The organism is Paraburkholderia sp. GAS32, from assembly GCF_050434225.1.
Classification (GTDB): Bacteria; Pseudomonadota; Gammaproteobacteria; order Burkholderiales; family Burkholderiaceae; genus Paraburkholderia; species Paraburkholderia madseniana.
Genome location: NZ_JBNPVS010000026.1, coordinates 42,005 through 56,320, shown reverse-complemented (window position 1 = coordinate 56,320; position 14,316 = coordinate 42,005). Strand labels below are relative to the sequence as shown.

At 60.0% G+C, this 14,316-nt stretch carries 17 protein-coding genes; 10 read left to right on the top strand and 7 right to left on the bottom strand.

From position 1 onward, the window contains the following. The first annotated feature begins 422 nt into the window (after positions 1–422). From P3T25_RS27965 to P3T25_RS27950, 4 genes are all read left to right on the top strand, one after another. On the top strand, positions 423–1,439 hold the full coding sequence (locus P3T25_RS27965; RefSeq protein WP_429359963.1) for a PRTRC system protein D: 1,017 nt from the start codon (positions 423–425) through the stop codon (positions 1,437–1,439). Continuing rightward, a complete protein-coding gene (locus P3T25_RS27960) occupies positions 1,436–1,819 on the top strand; it encodes a hypothetical protein (RefSeq protein WP_200567638.1) in 384 nt (127 codons plus the stop codon). The genes P3T25_RS27965 and P3T25_RS27960 overlap by 4 nt, the downstream gene beginning before the upstream one ends. A 112-nt stretch (positions 1,820–1,931) precedes the next feature. Next, on the top strand, positions 1,932–2,081 hold the full coding sequence (locus tag P3T25_RS27955) for a hypothetical protein (RefSeq protein ID WP_429359961.1): 150 nt from the start codon (positions 1,932–1,934) through the stop codon (positions 2,079–2,081). Between the two features lies 1 nt (position 2,082). Continuing rightward, a complete protein-coding gene (locus P3T25_RS27950; RefSeq protein ID WP_429359959.1) occupies positions 2,083–2,343 on the top strand; it encodes a hypothetical protein in 261 nt (86 codons plus the stop codon). Between the two features lie 68 nt (positions 2,344–2,411). On the opposite strand, the gene P3T25_RS27945 is transcribed toward P3T25_RS27950, so the two are convergent. From P3T25_RS27945 to P3T25_RS27925, 5 genes are all read right to left on the bottom strand, one after another. Then, entirely contained in the window at positions 2,412–2,636 is a 225-nt protein-coding gene (locus P3T25_RS27945) for a hypothetical protein (RefSeq protein ID WP_429359957.1), read from the bottom strand. Positions 2,637–2,743: 107 nt separating this feature from the next. Continuing rightward, the gene (locus P3T25_RS27940; protein ID WP_429359955.1) at positions 2,744–3,883 is read right to left on the bottom strand and encodes a primase-helicase zinc-binding domain-containing protein; all 1,140 of its coding nucleotides are present in this window, start codon (positions 3,881–3,883) and stop codon (positions 2,744–2,746) included. Between the two features lie 254 nt (positions 3,884–4,137). Then, positions 4,138–4,980, bottom strand: coding sequence for a hypothetical protein (locus tag P3T25_RS27935; RefSeq protein ID WP_429359953.1), 843 nt, complete (start codon positions 4,978–4,980; stop codon positions 4,138–4,140). Between the two features lie 10 nt (positions 4,981–4,990). Next, positions 4,991–5,419 carry a hypothetical protein gene (locus P3T25_RS27930; RefSeq protein WP_429359951.1) on the bottom strand — a complete coding sequence of 143 codons (429 nt, stop codon included), beginning with the start codon at positions 5,417–5,419 and terminating at the stop codon, positions 4,991–4,993. A 130-nt stretch (positions 5,420–5,549) separates the two neighbouring features. Further along, positions 5,550–5,915 (bottom strand): hypothetical protein, encoded by a 366-nt coding sequence (locus P3T25_RS27925; protein WP_429359949.1) that lies wholly within the window; start codon positions 5,913–5,915, stop codon positions 5,550–5,552. A 440-nt stretch (positions 5,916–6,355) separates the two neighbouring features. Between P3T25_RS27925 and P3T25_RS27920 the strand changes: the two genes are divergently transcribed. The 6 genes from P3T25_RS27920 to P3T25_RS27895 all read left to right on the top strand — a co-directional run bounded on the left by P3T25_RS27920 (position 6,356) and on the right by P3T25_RS27895 (position 11,703). Continuing rightward, positions 6,356–7,072, top strand: coding sequence for a nuclease-related domain-containing protein (locus P3T25_RS27920; protein ID WP_429359947.1), 717 nt, complete (start codon positions 6,356–6,358; stop codon positions 7,070–7,072). A 383-nt stretch (positions 7,073–7,455) separates the two neighbouring features. Next, positions 7,456–8,709, top strand: a complete 1,254-nt coding sequence (locus P3T25_RS27915) for a hypothetical protein (RefSeq protein ID WP_429359945.1) — start codon at positions 7,456–7,458, stop codon at positions 8,707–8,709. A 42-nt stretch (positions 8,710–8,751) separates the two neighbouring features. Next, positions 8,752–9,939, top strand: coding sequence for a FlhC family transcriptional regulator (locus tag P3T25_RS27910; RefSeq protein ID WP_350357353.1), 1,188 nt, complete (start codon positions 8,752–8,754; stop codon positions 9,937–9,939). After that, entirely contained in the window at positions 9,926–10,111 is a 186-nt protein-coding gene (locus P3T25_RS27905; protein ID WP_429359943.1) for a hypothetical protein, read from the top strand. The genes P3T25_RS27910 and P3T25_RS27905 overlap by 14 nt, the downstream gene beginning before the upstream one ends. Before the next feature lie 4 nt (positions 10,112–10,115). Further along, complete coding sequence (locus tag P3T25_RS27900) at positions 10,116–10,484, top strand: hypothetical protein (RefSeq protein WP_429359941.1); 369 nt, start codon at positions 10,116–10,118, stop codon at positions 10,482–10,484. Positions 10,485–10,701: 217 nt separating this feature from the next. Beyond that, the gene (locus P3T25_RS27895) at positions 10,702–11,703 is read left to right on the top strand and encodes a CAP domain-containing protein (RefSeq protein ID WP_429359939.1); all 1,002 of its coding nucleotides are present in this window, start codon (positions 10,702–10,704) and stop codon (positions 11,701–11,703) included. 805 nt (positions 11,704–12,508) lie between these two features. Here the strand turns inward: P3T25_RS27895 and P3T25_RS27890 are convergent. Both P3T25_RS27890 and P3T25_RS27885 read right to left on the bottom strand, forming a co-directional pair. Beyond that, a complete protein-coding gene (locus tag P3T25_RS27890; protein ID WP_429359937.1) occupies positions 12,509–13,660 on the bottom strand; it encodes a hypothetical protein in 1,152 nt (383 codons plus the stop codon). Positions 13,661–13,671: 11 nt separating this feature from the next. Further along, complete coding sequence (locus tag P3T25_RS27885; protein ID WP_429359935.1) at positions 13,672–14,310, bottom strand: type 4 pilus major pilin; 639 nt, start codon at positions 14,308–14,310, stop codon at positions 13,672–13,674. Positions 14,311–14,316 lie beyond the last annotated feature (6 nt).

Sequence of the window (14,316 nt, the reverse complement as noted above, 5' to 3'; positions counted from 1 at the left end):
TTGATCTGATTCAGAAAAAGGCCGCATCACTGTGCGGCCCGGTCACTTGCTGTTTTTTGGCCCATTGCGAGCCCGAAGGTATGGACGTGCGAGTGCCCAGCACTCTGTATCGATGCGTCATGGACGCGGTAGGTATGCACAGGATACGACTGCGCCCGCCGGGTGTTCGACCAAAAGGTGGGCTGAACCTGCTGGCTTTCGTCGACTTGACTTCGCTGGGGGCTCGCTAGACTGGAAACCAGGCAGAACTGACAGAAAAGTGTCAGTTCGACCAGTAAACCCGTCGAACCATCCGACCTGACACTTATCTGTCAGATATCTGATAGTTCGGCGGCTTATGCCGATGTGAAGCTGCAAGCTGATACTTATCTGTCAGTTTTCTGTCACTTCGGCGCGGACCTCTCATATCGAATGGAGTCATCTTGAAAACTTCCGTCTTCGCAGTCGACGTCGGCTATGGCAATACCAAGTACGCTCATCGCGCGGCGAGCGGCACCATCGCGACCGGCATGTTTCCCTCGCTCGCGCCGCTTGCGGCAAGCCGCGCGCTGTCTGGCTACGGCGACGGTGTCCTCGTCTCGCGCAAGGTCGCGACAGTTGTGATCGACCAGATAGAGTACGAAGTGGGTCCCGACGTATCGCTCACGGCGGCCTATGGCAACACCGGCCGCGCATTGTCGAATGACTTCGTTCTCTCCGACAACTATGCCGCCCTGCTGGCAGGTGCGATCCACTTCGCTGGCGTCACGCACATCGAGCGCCTCGTGCTCGGCCTGCCGGTCCATAACATGAAGAAGTACGGTACGGCGCTGCGGGACCGCTTTACGGGAGCGTTCGACTACGGCCCGGGTCGGGTCACCATCGAGAAGGTCGTTGTCATACCGCAGCCGCTCGGCTCCCTCGTCGCTGCGTCGGCCAACCGTCAGAGCGAGTTTGGCCGCGACAGCGCGCACCTGGTCATTGACGTGGGCTACTTCACGACCGACTGGGTATACGCGAATGGCTTCACGATGGACGACAAGCGTAGCGACGGCATTCCGGGCGGCGCATCACAGATCTACCAGCGCATTGCTGCGCTCATATCGCGCGACCAGGACGAACAGGTCGAAGATATCGAGCGCATCGACAAGGCCGTGCGCGAGCGCAAGCCTTTCTTCTTTTACGGCAACGATATCCATCTCGACCCCTATCTCGAACAGTCGCAGCCGGTGATCGCAGGGGTCGTGAAGGAAATGCAGAACAACGTCGGGCAACTGACGAGCGTGCGATCGATCATCCTGTCCGGCGGCGGTGGCGCCCTGTACGCGCCCGCGATACGCAAGGCGTTCCCGCGCGTATCGCTCGAAGTCATCGACTCGCCGTGCATGGCCAACGCCAAGGGCTTCCTGATTGTCGGCGAAGCTGGCCTGACCCGCGAGCGTGCGACAGCAAAAGCATGAGCGAGAAGTTCGACATGAAGGTGGTCATCGATCCGGTGACCACGCCGCTTCTGCACGCGCGGCTGGCTCAGGCGAAGTCGTATCGCGAGCGTGCTGCCGTGTTGCGGCACCTCGCCGAAGCCGCGCTACGGGGTGTGCCGGCGCAGACTGCGAGCAGCATTGTCGAGACAGCGGCGACTGCTTCGACGGCTGCATCGACGCCCGCCATGTCATCGCCCTATACAACGTTACCGTTAACTGCCAGTAGGAATCGTCCGCCAGCGGAGCCGGCTGTGTCCATGTTGCCGGTCGCTGCCGGCGCCGAGCCCAGCAACGAGCAAGGGAGCCTCGATGGACACAACGTCGAGGCGCTCGCCGACGCCTTCGGGGGGTATTTTTGAACTGATGTCGGGAGTCGCTTGACTTCAGTTTGCAGATGGCAAGATAGGTCATGACTTCGGTGTTCATCGCACGACGTGCGGTGCACCGAGGCAAATATAAAAGGAGAATCACATGCTCGAACTGATCCAGATCGTTCGCAATGGCCTGCCCCTGAACGAAGCCCACACGTGGCTCTTTTTCGCGACCGTGCTCGCCGCGGCCATCGCAGGTGCCTACGCCGGAACGGCCGCGTACGCATCGTATGAAAAGAAGGGAGGCTAACATGACGCTGATGAACCGGGCTTCGGCGTGGTACGTGAAATTCAACGCCCTGTCCTTCTTCGCGCGTCGCGCGATCATCTTTTGCGCATCGCTCGCGCTGTGGTGGTTCGCTGCGATGCTGGAAAGCATGCACTTCGACAATGACCTTTGTGTCGTGATGCTGCTTGTCGGCGCGGCGGGCGTGCTGTGGTCCAGCGAGCTATGGCGACTTTGGAAAGTGTTTGCTGCGATCGTCGTCGTCTGCCTTGCGATCATGCGATGAGCAGCGTGCCGGCGGACAAAAAAAAGCGGCTCCCCCATCACTGGGGGAGCCGCTTTGCTTTCAGGGTTTCAGTGCGGCCGTGAGGCAGCTGTAACAAGGAGACGATGCGTGCAGAAATCCCACGCCTCCGAAAACGACTGATCCCGGGCAGCGAACTGCGTGTTGCCCTGCGAACGACGGTCAATCACATCGAACGCGACGGCGTCTGACTTTCCGACGGGTTGCCGGCCGCCACTTGCACCGTTCGTCGCGATGATCGAGTATTTACCCACGAGAATCTTGAACGAGGCCATTTTTCCACTCCAGAAAAAAGCCCGGCGAAATACTGCCCGGCGGGGAGTATCCCCACCGGGCGAGTTGATAGTCAGCGGCGCGATGCCGCGTTCAGGTTAAAGAGATATCAGGCGGTTGCTGCCAGCTGTGCAACGGTCCGGCTGATCCCTTGCGAGGCCGATAGCGGAACATTGTTTCTGCAGCGCGTCATCCACTCGTCAGCGAAGTCGGTTCCCCGCAGACGCGGACGATGAACGATTGCGGTAAAGCCTTCTGCCCGCAAACGCTTCGCCAGCTCGATCCCGCCAGCGACGCCGACGGACTTGCCCGTACGGGCATCGACAGCGTCAAAGTCGACAAAGATGTGCACCACGCGAATGCCAAGGCCTTCCGGCACCACGAACTGCCGCAGCAGTCCGATGTTCAGGCAATACCACATGCGTACGCCGGTCAGCATGTGCGCGGCGCACGCCGTTTCCAGTCCTTCGGCGACGCCGATCTCTCCGTTCTTCGGCTCCATCAATCGGACAGCACCTCCCGCGAGTGGATTGAGTGTCATGTCGTTGAGCTTCGAATCGAGGATCTCACCGTCGCCAGAAACGATCGACGCCTTTGAAGGGCTCAAGCGCTCGAGAAAGGTCCGGTGCAACGTGCCAAGGCTTCCGTCTGGCAATTCAAACCGCGCGAGAATGCCCGGCCAGCTGCCGATCACCTTCCTGTCGTGCCAGTACTCGAGCATGCCAAGGCGCAACGCCCGGGAGGGAGCCATACGCAATCCCGGCACTCGCGCTGAGAGATAGCCCATTGCAAGATCGTTACAGGACATCGGCGACGCCGCATCCCACATCGAGTTGAGCCGGTTCGAAATAAACTTCCGGTCAGGCTTGCGTTTAGGTTTCGGCGCTGAGCCTGCAACGGCCGGGCGCGCTGCGCGCGGTGCGGGGCCCCCATCCAGTTGACGCATCAGCCGGTACAGCCCCATCCGGTTCACACGCGTGATCAGCTGAAGGCCGTCGCCAGCCATCGCCTCACCGTTATTGCATTTGCGGCAGAACCAGTTTCCCCGCCCACGCTTGTTATCGTAGGTGAAGCGATCGGTGCCACCGCAGACAGGACATGAACAGGCGTTCCCGGTGAGACGGTCCGCAGGCACGCCGTAGCTCACGAGGAGCGAAATCCATTGCTCCGGGGAGAGCGAAAATTCGCGAAGCTTTCGCTGAAGCCACTCGTACTGCTCGGGCGTCAGCTCTCTTGCTCTTACAGTCATGAATCACTCTCCTTGAAGTGAGTGGGTTTGGTCGGTGCCTGAGACAGGCGTGAAAATGCGTGCTCAAAAAAACGGTCCGCGCGTGAGCGAACGGCTTTTTTCAGCAGACGTGCCTTTCAGAACAGGAGGGGACGGCGTATGAAAAGGGCGGAAGACCCGTCGCAACGACACACCCGGGGGTGTGCCGTGCGAAGGTGAGGGGTTACGGGAGAGGCATCAGGAAACGGTGAGACTTTCCGGGATGCCAGATTCCCTTATCGGGTAATAGACCAGAGCCACTTGTCCCACATGACCTGCTTTCCGTCGACGATCTTCGGCGAGCCGTCGGCCCGAATGGCAGGCACCTGGATCTTGCGCAGACGGCGAACTGAAACGACATCACCAACGGAGCAACGGCACTCGGCAATCGCTTCCTTGAGACCTTCTCCCTGGAGCGTCCTTTCGCCGGTCGCGGTTTCGACATGCATCGCGAACGAATCGTAGAAGCGCCCGGGCCGCTTGCGATCCGGAAACTTCTCTTCGCCCCACGACACAATGCGGCCTCTGACGCTCGCCCCATCCTGACCAGAAGGACGTCGCTCGCGCGGGGGCTTGACGCCAGATGTTTCGAACGGCTCGTCGCTTTCGTTTGCCGCGACTTGCGGGACTACGCGGCCAGCCTGCGGAACGCTCGCCACAGGCTGGCTGACACCTGTACTGGTCCCACGGATCGCTGCGGCCAGTGCTTCCTTGAGCGCACAGCGATGGATACGCAGCTGAGACCAGTGCGGGATCAGGTCCGGAACGATCTTCATGCCGAATTCGGTCTGTTCAGCATGATCGTCAAAGGCCGGCGCGAACTCGACAACATGATCGCCCTCGTCGACAAAAAGATGCGGGACATCACCGATCGTGATGACGGTTTCATTCTCGGCGCCCTGCCCGACTACATGAGCCGGAGCGTCGGGGCGCGCCGCTGGTGCCGATGCGTCGGACGTTTCAGGTGCCGTCGGATGCAGCTCCTGACGAGGACGGGGGGCGGCTTGATGAGAGGTGGCACTGTTGCCAGGGAACAGATCCGCGAGAACGCGGGAAAAGAGGGTTGCTGGATTGGGCATTGCGTTTCTCCTACAGCAGCGTGCCAAAACACATCTGTCGCAGCTCGCGCAGATCGCGTGCAAGCAACGGCGTACTGAGAATGACGTCCTGCAGCGTCTCGGGATCGACCCCGTTGACCTTGCACACGAAGACGTAAGGCAACGCACCGTTCCAGTAGCCCATGATCCATCCGAGCGTCGCGCGGTAATCGTCCGTGTCGATCTTGCGGTTGCGCAGACGCTCCGACAGGAGGTCGGCACAGTCCATCAGCGACTCGGGCATGCTGTCCCCCCGGCGGCTATCGCATGCAAGCGAAATCAATGCATCGACCATCCTGTCGCGCACCGCCTCGCTCCACAGGTGTGGATCGGGCAGAGGGTCGGGCCTGGCCGGAGTGATGACTATCGGCGAGGACTCGCCGAAGATATCGAGCTGCCATGCAGCTACCTGGGTTTCCATGGGATTGCTCCTCGATGCCGGCAATCTCATGGCCCGTGCTCGGGAATGGGATTCCCGGCGGGGTTCAGATGCCGTCACCTGGGCGATAAAGCCCAGGGTGACGGTAAGGACTGGCGATAGCCTGACGAGATCAGGTACCGGTCTTAAAGGGGATAACGACGGCCGACTTCGCGTACTGCTTCACCGGCGCCGGTTTGATACTGCTGTCGTTCGATGCGGCCATACCCGTCATTGCAGCAGCCTGTGCCTTCGCCTGGGCTGCGACACGCGCGGACGCGGCGAGCTTTTCAGCTTCGACGCGCGCAGCTTCGGCTTCCGCTTCTGCTGCGAGGATGGCCTTGGCCTTCTTCTTCATTGCCGACACGAGCCAGGCGACGCCTAGCAGGAAGAGAAAGAGCCCAATGACAAACGACTTCGATGCGAAGTACACGATGAGACACAGGGCGAGCAGCTTGCCCGGCGTTTTGATCGCGTCTTTGAACAGGACTTGCACCATTTTTCTCTCCAGAAAAATTCAACAGGGAATGTCCGGACCAACGTCCGGTGGTTTCGATGCTCGATGAGCAAGGAAACACGGCGCGAAGCGCTTTCGTGCGGACCCGTTAAAGGCGCGCACGAAAGCACTGGCAGACCGGCATGAGCGGGAGCGTAAGAGACAGAAGGACGCGCGCGATCACTCGCGGCAGATCGATGCGTCAGTAGACGCGGTTGAACAGGATCAGATTAGCCGTATCGGCTCCAGCGGAGAAGCCGAATGCTTGCGAAAGTCGTGCAGCTTTGATGCGGGGCCGAGCGCTCGAGCACGGGTCGCCTTAGCCGGTTCAGACACCTAACCCTTAATGCTCGACAAAACCATATAGCTTTCCGGACTTCCGGTGACTTGACTTCACCGCGATCCTGGCAGACTGAACCTGTTACTTCTTCAGGAGCAGGGACATGCACTGGATCATTCTTGCGGTGGCGGGTTATGTGGCGTGGCGTTTCGTGTCGAAGCAGACGAGCGCACCCGTCGCGCGCCCTGCTTCCTCCTCTGATCCGACACTTCGAAGCGAGCAGAGCGGCGACGAAGGCGAGGCGAACGTCCAAGCGGAACTTCGCGCAGCGCTGTCGTGGTTATGCGGACATGACTTCTATCTCCATGACGGCCCTCTTCTTCTGAATCACGCGCCCGGCACCGAATTTCCGACAGCCGAGGTCGATCACCTTGTCATTACGCCATTCGGCATTTTTGTCGTCGAAACGAAGAACTGGACAGGCCTGATCATGCCCGGGCACGACGACTCTTCTGTCGAGCGTGTGGGCTCCGATGGACGTAGCGAGGCACGCCGTTCGACACTGGCCCAGAACCGGTCGAAGGTCCGCTTTCTTCGCTCCATCCTGCCCGCGGTCTGGCCGGTGGAAAGCATCGCCGTCTTTCCCAACAGGAACTGCGAGTTGTCCCCGGAACTGCCCGTCAACCTCATGGGCATCCACGATCTCCGGCAGTGGTTACGCGTCCGTATGGCGTTGCACGAGCAGCGAGGCCGAGTACGAATTAACGTGATTTCCGCCCGCGCCGCGCTATTAACGCTCGCCGAAACGGCGCCGGGTGCCATACAGCGCCACCGGGATAAATTGAGGAAAACCCCTATAAAAGTTACCTGCTCTTACTAAAGTTTCAGCAATTGTTGCCGTATCAAACTCTTTCGGAGCTAAGCGGCCAGTGTCGGTTACCGAAGAAAGCTATACGAATCTGTGCTTCTTAGCGACTTTTCTGCCTGAAAAGGACGCTTATCCTAGGGCGTGCGCGTGACGAAGACAGTTTCCTGCTAGTCGAGTCTGCAACGCCAGGGCCAGAGCGTGAACAAGAACCAAAACACGAAAGGAGTTCGTTGTATGAAAACTGTAGTGCAATCGAAGTTGTTGTGTAAGCGCTCTCACCGCGCGGGATCATCTGACCGCCTGGGCACCCGACTGAATCCGCGTGGCCTGCTCCCGTTGGCTCGGCGCTGATCACGCCCTGGCGCTATCCCACGACAATTTTCTCCGAGAGCAACATGAGCAATCGCAACGACATTGCAACGGCAGCCGACGACGACTTCGATCCGACGCGCCCCGAAGGTAACGAAAACAACAGCGGCAACGACAGCAACCGGATCGAGCGGGAGCTACCCCTCGCCTTCGCGCACGTGCCGTCCGAGATAGAAATCAGCCAGTTGGTCAAGCAGTTCTTTGGTGGCGCGGAAATCGGCGATGCGCTGCGCGCTGCGATCGCCGAAGAGGCTGAGGAGGTCGCACACTCCACTCGCAAGATCCTGCTCGAGCACATGCGCATCGGCGGCTCGTTCTATCACATCCGGACCCGCGTCGAAGCGCACTTCGTGAACACCCTCGGCGACACCAAGCAGGTCCGGCGAAAGGCAGCCGAACTCGTCTACAGCTTCCTCGAGGCCACCTTCCGCAAAAAACGGGATTCGGTCTACCTGTACATCCGTTGCTACGAGCGTTTCAGCACGAACAGCGGCGCGATCGAAATGCTCTCGATCAGCGACATGCAGTTGCTGGTCAACAAGGATGACGATGTCGTCGCGATGGTTATTGAAGCGAAGCGTGAAAATGCTGATCTAAGCAAGCGCGACGTCGCAAAGCTTATCGCCCAGTTCGAGGATCGCCTCTCCGAAAAGGACAGCGCTCTCGCAACCGTGACAAGCCAGCTCGCTGAAATCTATGGCCAGCTTGATGACGCCAACAACGACAACGAACGCCTGACGGCCGAGGCCCGGCGTCTGACCCAGGAATTGCAGCAGGGCAAGGAGTCTTTGCGCAAGACGATGGTCGATCTGAACAATGCAGAACAGGCGACGAGCGGCCTTCAGAGTGAAATCGCGAAGCTTGAACGAGAAGTCACGAACAAGACGCGCGAACTTGCCGATGCGCACGCGAAGGTGCAGATCAAGGAAGTGCAGGTCGAAGTCACGCCTGAGGCCATCAGGAATCTGGAAAGCGCGACCGAAGACAAACTCACGGAACTCAAGCGCGTGTCGGCCGAATGCGACGCTGCGAAGGCACGTCTTGCCGAACTCGCGGAACGTCGGGCGAAAGAAGAGTCCGAAATCCAGCAGATGGAAGCCGTCGATAAGCGGGTATCGGTACTGATCGAGAAGTTCGGCTCGTTCATTCAGGACTACCACAGCACCCAGCTGATAGTGACAGCCGACGGTTCGGTCAAGCGCTACAAGGGCCTGCTAGGCGGCCTTGCCGATCTCGTCGGCAAGTTTCACGGGGAATTGGTGGCCGCCGTTCGCACCTGACGTCGCGGCCATTCAGTACAGAGAGATAACAAGGAAAAAGCAGTGAATAACAAAGAGAATTTTCGGGCAATCGACCGGCTCCACGTGCCTGACTGGCTCATCGACCAGATTCAGGTCGTCAACTTCAACCTCGTCGACCATCTCAAATGGATGCTCAAACACGACGGGCGCTTTAACGAGGTGTTCAACGTAGAGCGAAAGGAAATCGAGCAACTGCAACTGAACCAGTCTTCCCTGCGAAGCCTGCTGCGCGCTCCGTTCCTGATGGTCGAGCCAACCCTGCAGTCAGTCGAAGACTGGCGCTGCTTTGTGGACAGCACCGCGACGACCGTGGCCGTCGACGAGCTGCGCCGCAAGACGCCTCCACTGGATTCGTTGTTGGCCTATGCCGTGAACCAGCAGAACGTTGTGTTCGTGTCGTTGATGACGCAGGTACTGAGCGTGAGCGTCCTGAGCGCTCCCCTGCTTGGCATTTCCACGGAACTGGCCCGGTATCTGATGTCGGTGCCGACCCATAAGCTCAACCTTGCCGTGACGCGCATGAAGGAGCTTCCCCTCTTCCGCTGGCGCTTTGACAGCCCGACTTTCTGGTACGAGTTCACCGCAAGTACTCTGACGGACGAGATCGTCGCCCACCAGATCATGCTGACGTCGCCCTCGCGCGTGGGCAATCTGCCGTATGCAGCACAGTGGGGGGAACTGCGTCTCGGCCGGATGAGAAACGAAACACTCGCATACGGGATGATGGCATACGGCCTTCGCGCCTCCACCGCATCGAACCTGTTCAGCCTGAACCAGCATCAGATGCGTATCCGGTATTTCGAGATCAACGGCAAAAGCTCGCCATGCGGCAACACGGCAACGTCGCTCTCATGGTTTGTCGAGACGCCGGTCCACCGCCTCCATGCGACCGTCTACGCGTGGCTGTATCGTTCAGCGACAGCCATGGGCGCCAATCCCGCTGAAGCGCTGCTCGCGACCAACGATGTCTATGACCGTCTCTTTGGCGGCAACAGGCTCATCATGCCCGACCGCGGCTGGAACCTGATCCGCTCGATGGCCGCGGACACGCGCCTGACGGTCGCACCTTGCCGTGGATGCGGAACGCACTATGTCGTCTCGAACACCGACGCGAGGATCGAGATGCACAGCCGCTTCCACTGTCCCGCCTGTATGCAGCAGCTCGGTGCGCGCAAGCGTGCTGCCCGGAGAAGCCGTGCAGACGCCTGAGAAAAACACTGCTCGGGAACTGCCAGCGGGGCTGGTCGTTTTCGACGCCGATGGACATGCGCAATTCGGATGGCAGAACCCGGAGACCGGCGCTTATTACGCCGAGGCCGACGGCCGGATCATCGCCAACGCGGTTGGCGCAGTGGCCTGGCATGCGGGTCGTATTCACTAGGCATATGGACGACTTCGACTACATGGCGCCGGAGAGCAGCGCGGCGTGGCTGGAAGGGCGCGGGGACGGTCGTTTTGAACGGTATGAACGCTTCTATCAGAGCGAGCGTGCCATCGATGCGACTGCCTTCGACCTTGAACAGACCAACGAGGGATATGGCAAGTGGGCGAGCGAACAGCGCTCCCGTTTCGTTTCCCTGCTTGCCCAGCCATGGGTCGGCCGCGTCGCCATCGCGCTATTCACAATCTACATGGCCGGGCGACTGGTGCCGGAACTCGCCCGACTTCTCCCCGAAGCGACTGGCTTCGGGCTCGTCGTCGCGTTCATCGGGTTGAGGATTTTTCATCGACGACGCAAGCGTAACCGTCGTTGACACCCCTACCCTTCGGCCTCTATCGCGAAGGCCTAATCTTCGGCCGGTATTTGCCGTTATCACTAAAATGTCGACGCCGGAAAATGGGCTAACGGTATTAGCCGCGGCAGTCCGGAACACGGCGGTGAACGTCGACTTGACTTCACTCAGCGCCAGATAAGATGAAATCAAGGTCGCGCAAGGGGCACGGCCATATGAAAATCGAGGAAGCAGAATAATGAAACACAAGAATATTGCAGCACTGACCGCCGTTTCGATCGCCGTCGCCGCGGCGCTTTCAGCATGTGGCGGCGGTGGTGGTGGCGGAAGCAGCTCGGCCGGCGCAGCAAGTCCGGCAAGCGCCCCGAGCTCGGCCAGTTCCCCGGTAACAGGGACGCAGTCCACTCCGCAATACACGGCCAGTAGCGCGCAGCTGGCTATGTTCAACCAGGTGAATTCTTACCGGCAGCAATGCGGGTTTCCTGCGGTCCAGCAAAACACTGTTCTGGACCAAGCTGCCCAAGCGCACGCCCAGTACCTAGGCTTGAACAATACCGTCACGGACTCGGAAACGTCCGGGAAACAGGGCTTCATCGGGGTAGGTTACGCCGAACGCGCGGCCCACTTCGGCTTTCCGTCGAACGTCATCGGCGGCGGTGTAAGCGCAGAGTACTACACCACGTCGACGCTCTCAGAATCGCAGTACGGCCAGAACCTTGTGTACGAGTGGATCTCCGGGGTCTATCACGCTCCGATCCTGCTGACCCCGGTGACAACGATGGGCGTAGGCGAGTATGAGACGACGACGAACGGCTTCCCGGATGCATGGGGCTCACTGAGCCTGATCAACACGTCCATGCTACAGCTGTCCTCTAATGGGCCTCTGACTTTCCCGTGCCAAGGCACCGCTGGCGTTCCTTACAAGGCCGTTGCGGAATCACCGACCCCGCCGAACACGTCAGGATCGTGGGGCACGCCGGTTGTAGTGATGAGCAACGCTTCAGACACCGTGTTGCTTCAGTCCGGCACAATGACGGACACATCGGGCACCGTCATCACGCTGCAATTGCTGGATTCGGCGAAAGACCCGAACAAGCTCATGCAGGCGTATGAGGGCGTGGCGTACCCAAGCACGCCGTTGTCGCCGAACACGACGTACACGGTTTCGATCGTTGGGACCGTAAACGGCACTGCTTTCTCGCGCAGCTTCACCTTCACAACCGGCAACATCGTAGGCTAATCTTGGCCGGTAGGAGCAGCAGATAGAAAAAAGCGCCCTCGGGCGTCCGCCTTGAGCGGGGCTTTTTTTGTTGCAGATTTAGTTCACCCCGCTACACTCCGAAGCACTTTGCGCACCATTTGGATATCCCGTGAGCTGCCCAAGAACGCTCCCGTCCGTGGGACTGACTGAGCAATACAAGATGTATGCGGTGCCGGTGTTAGCGCAAACGTCGTTCCACACCGGCCCGTTTGCCCCATACTTGACTTGGTTGTACGTGCCATAGCCATACGAGCCGTCGAATTTTGTATAGTATCCCGTGAAGGGTCCCGATATGCCATAGCCGTTGGTTAGCGTGTATCCCTGCGACTGTGCTTCGCTGGCGCACGTTACTGTCGGTGCCGAATTGCAACTATAGATCCACGTGCTGCCATTCCATACGGGACCACTGGCAAAACCGTACGGACAGACGTTCTGAGGAGCGGACGGGATCTGGCAAGCCTGTCCCACCCAAGCCGAGCCGTTCCACGATGGAGGGACCGCCTCAACCCTCCCCGGGGGGCACGAAGGAGGCGCTTGGTAGTTGCATTGCGGCGCCGAATATTGCGACCCAATCCATTGCGCCGATGCGACGGTCGTCCAGCCTGGCTGGTTGGGGCACGTCGGCGCGGTTTGCCACGCCGTCGTAAGGTGACCAACGCACGTCGAATCCTGGTTGTTCACGGAACATCTCACCGGCCCCGCCAATGCGTCACGGCCGGCCAGAAACACGCCAACTATCAAGGCTATTCTGACAAAGATACTGACGAACCTCATTTCACTCCCCTCAATAGGTACAGTAGCTGACAGCGACGGCCGTCCCTTGAATGACGGACCCTGACCCATCTGTGATGTAGACCGTCCACGGCCCCGTTCCCGCCGTCGGATAATTGATCACCGCAGTCGGATCGGTGTACATGCTCTGGCCGGACATGACGAGTTGCGGCGTCCCGCCCGCAGGGCAGTTGGGGTTCGGCACAAACGTGCCGTTGCCGTTAGGAATTTGCGTGTAGCCGTACCACAGCTTGGGACCGCCGACCGGCATCCATTGCAGGACGCCCGACACGTTCTGACACGACAGCATGAGACCCGAGTTGTCGCTCGCGCCGGTCATCGCACTGACCTTCGGGCACGCCACGCGGGGCCACCCCACATTTCCCGTCGTAACAGTTGTGCCGGCGCTAACCGTCGTCCCGGCTGAAACCGCGCCGCTCGCGGCTACTGCTCCGGTCGCGCCGACGTTGGCGGCGCTGACTGTTCCCTCGGCGTCGAGGTTATGGACGTTGTGGAGGCTGACGTGGTTGACGTTCTGGTCGCCGGTCCACGTCAACGCGCCATCGCGCCGGATGTAGACCGAGTTGCCATCCGAAGCCGGGCCGTTCGTCGCGAGAACAGCACCAGCCGGACTGCCCGGCAGCGGATTGGTCGCGTTCCACGAACCGTTGAGCCCCGTTATGGTCCCGGGATTCGGCAATTTGGAGAAGCCGAAAGCGTTACCGCCAGCCTGCGCGATGATCGAAGCGCCGATCACGTCGGGATTGCCACCACGGGTTAATGGCATTGACGGGTACAGGACGTAGGTGACATGGCAATCACCCGCACTCACCGAACAGGTCGATGGACCGACGCTCATGCTCACCACGTACACGCCACCCCAGAACGGACCGTTGGCGTGCGGTTGCTGGAGATTGCCCTGCGTGAACAGCTGATTGAGCGTGGGCAGTTCGGTGGCGGGCACGACATCCACCGGGCCGTTCTGCGTGAGCGTCGCGTAATTGCTGGTCACCCAGTTGCCGAGCGCTGCGTTGATGACCGCCTCATTCTGCCCTTCTGCCGTCAACACCTGTACCCGCCGCTTCGCGGCATCTTCCTTGATGCCGACGACCGTCATCAATGCGGCAGCCACCAGCACAACCACCATCTCAACGATGCTGAACATGCCCAGCGTCCTTAATTGTTGTGCGTTGCGTACATGCCAATGCTGGCCGTCGCCCCCGCCGAACTGCACACGGTGCCGGCCATCGCCCCGTTGAATGCGGTGTTCGCGTCGGCGATGGTCGTCCCATTGACGGTGACCTTCGCGTAAGCGCCCGCCACCGCGCCGATCGACAGCGAACAAACCGTGCTCGGCACCGGGTAGGTCACGATCATGGCGTCGTCAGTCGACGAGATTGTGCCTGGGACAGCGGTCACCGCACCTCCAAAAATGCCCGTGAGCGCGCCCGTCGACGTGTTCACGCGCGAATTCGCCGAGTCGAACGCGTGATTCTTCGCAAGGCTCTGCTGGGTCTCACCGGAGAAGTCCACATCGCTCGAAGTGGCGTCCTGGATGCCGCTGCGAAAGAGTTGTGCCTCGCTCTTGAACTGATGCGCGTGGATACGATCCATCACGAATCCGCGGCCCTGATACACGACAAGCGCGAGCAGCGCCGCGCCCGCCATGACGGCCGCGCCTTCGATGAGCGACAGTTCACCCGACTGCCGACGACGCCGTGCCATTATGATGAACGCCGACTTCCGGTCGGCCAGCGCCGGCAGGGCAGCAGGCATGGAAGAGTTGGTTTTGAGAATCGCGGTGTTCTTGTTCATTTCTTT

Bases quoted from the DNA above. Each gene is read 5' to 3' on its own strand.
- P3T25_RS27925 (WP_429359949.1), bottom strand. From the start codon at position 5,915: ATGGTGCAAGTCCTGTTCAAAGACGCGATCAAAACGCCGGGCAAGCTG.
- P3T25_RS27955 (WP_429359961.1), top strand. From the start codon at position 1,932: ATGCTCGAACTGATCCAGATCGTTCGCAATGGCCTGCCCCTGAACGAA.
- P3T25_RS27945 (WP_429359957.1), bottom strand. From the start codon at position 2,636: ATGGCCTCGTTCAAGATTCTCGTGGGTAAATACTCGATCATCGCGACG.
- P3T25_RS27930 (WP_429359951.1), bottom strand. From the start codon at position 5,419: ATGGAAACCCAGGTAGCTGCATGGCAGCTCGATATCTTCGGCGAGTCC.
- P3T25_RS27920 (WP_429359947.1), top strand. From the start codon at position 6,356: ATGCACTGGATCATTCTTGCGGTGGCGGGTTATGTGGCGTGGCGTTTC.
- P3T25_RS27960 (WP_200567638.1), top strand. From the start codon at position 1,436: ATGAGCGAGAAGTTCGACATGAAGGTGGTCATCGATCCGGTGACCACG.
- P3T25_RS27935 (WP_429359953.1), bottom strand. From the start codon at position 4,980: ATGCCCAATCCAGCAACCCTCTTTTCCCGCGTTCTCGCGGATCTGTTC.
- P3T25_RS27885 (WP_429359935.1), bottom strand. From the start codon at position 14,310: ATGAACAAGAACACCGCGATTCTCAAAACCAACTCTTCCATGCCTGCT.
- P3T25_RS27950 (WP_429359959.1), top strand. From the start codon at position 2,083: ATGACGCTGATGAACCGGGCTTCGGCGTGGTACGTGAAATTCAACGCC.
- P3T25_RS27890 (WP_429359937.1), bottom strand. From the start codon at position 13,660: ATGTTCAGCATCGTTGAGATGGTGGTTGTGCTGGTGGCTGCCGCATTG.
- P3T25_RS27940 (WP_429359955.1), bottom strand. From the start codon at position 3,883: ATGACTGTAAGAGCAAGAGAGCTGACGCCCGAGCAGTACGAGTGGCTT.
- P3T25_RS27895 (WP_429359939.1), top strand. From the start codon at position 10,702: ATGAAACACAAGAATATTGCAGCACTGACCGCCGTTTCGATCGCCGTC.
- P3T25_RS27915 (WP_429359945.1), top strand. From the start codon at position 7,456: ATGAGCAATCGCAACGACATTGCAACGGCAGCCGACGACGACTTCGAT.
- P3T25_RS27900 (WP_429359941.1), top strand. From the start codon at position 10,116: ATGGACGACTTCGACTACATGGCGCCGGAGAGCAGCGCGGCGTGGCTG.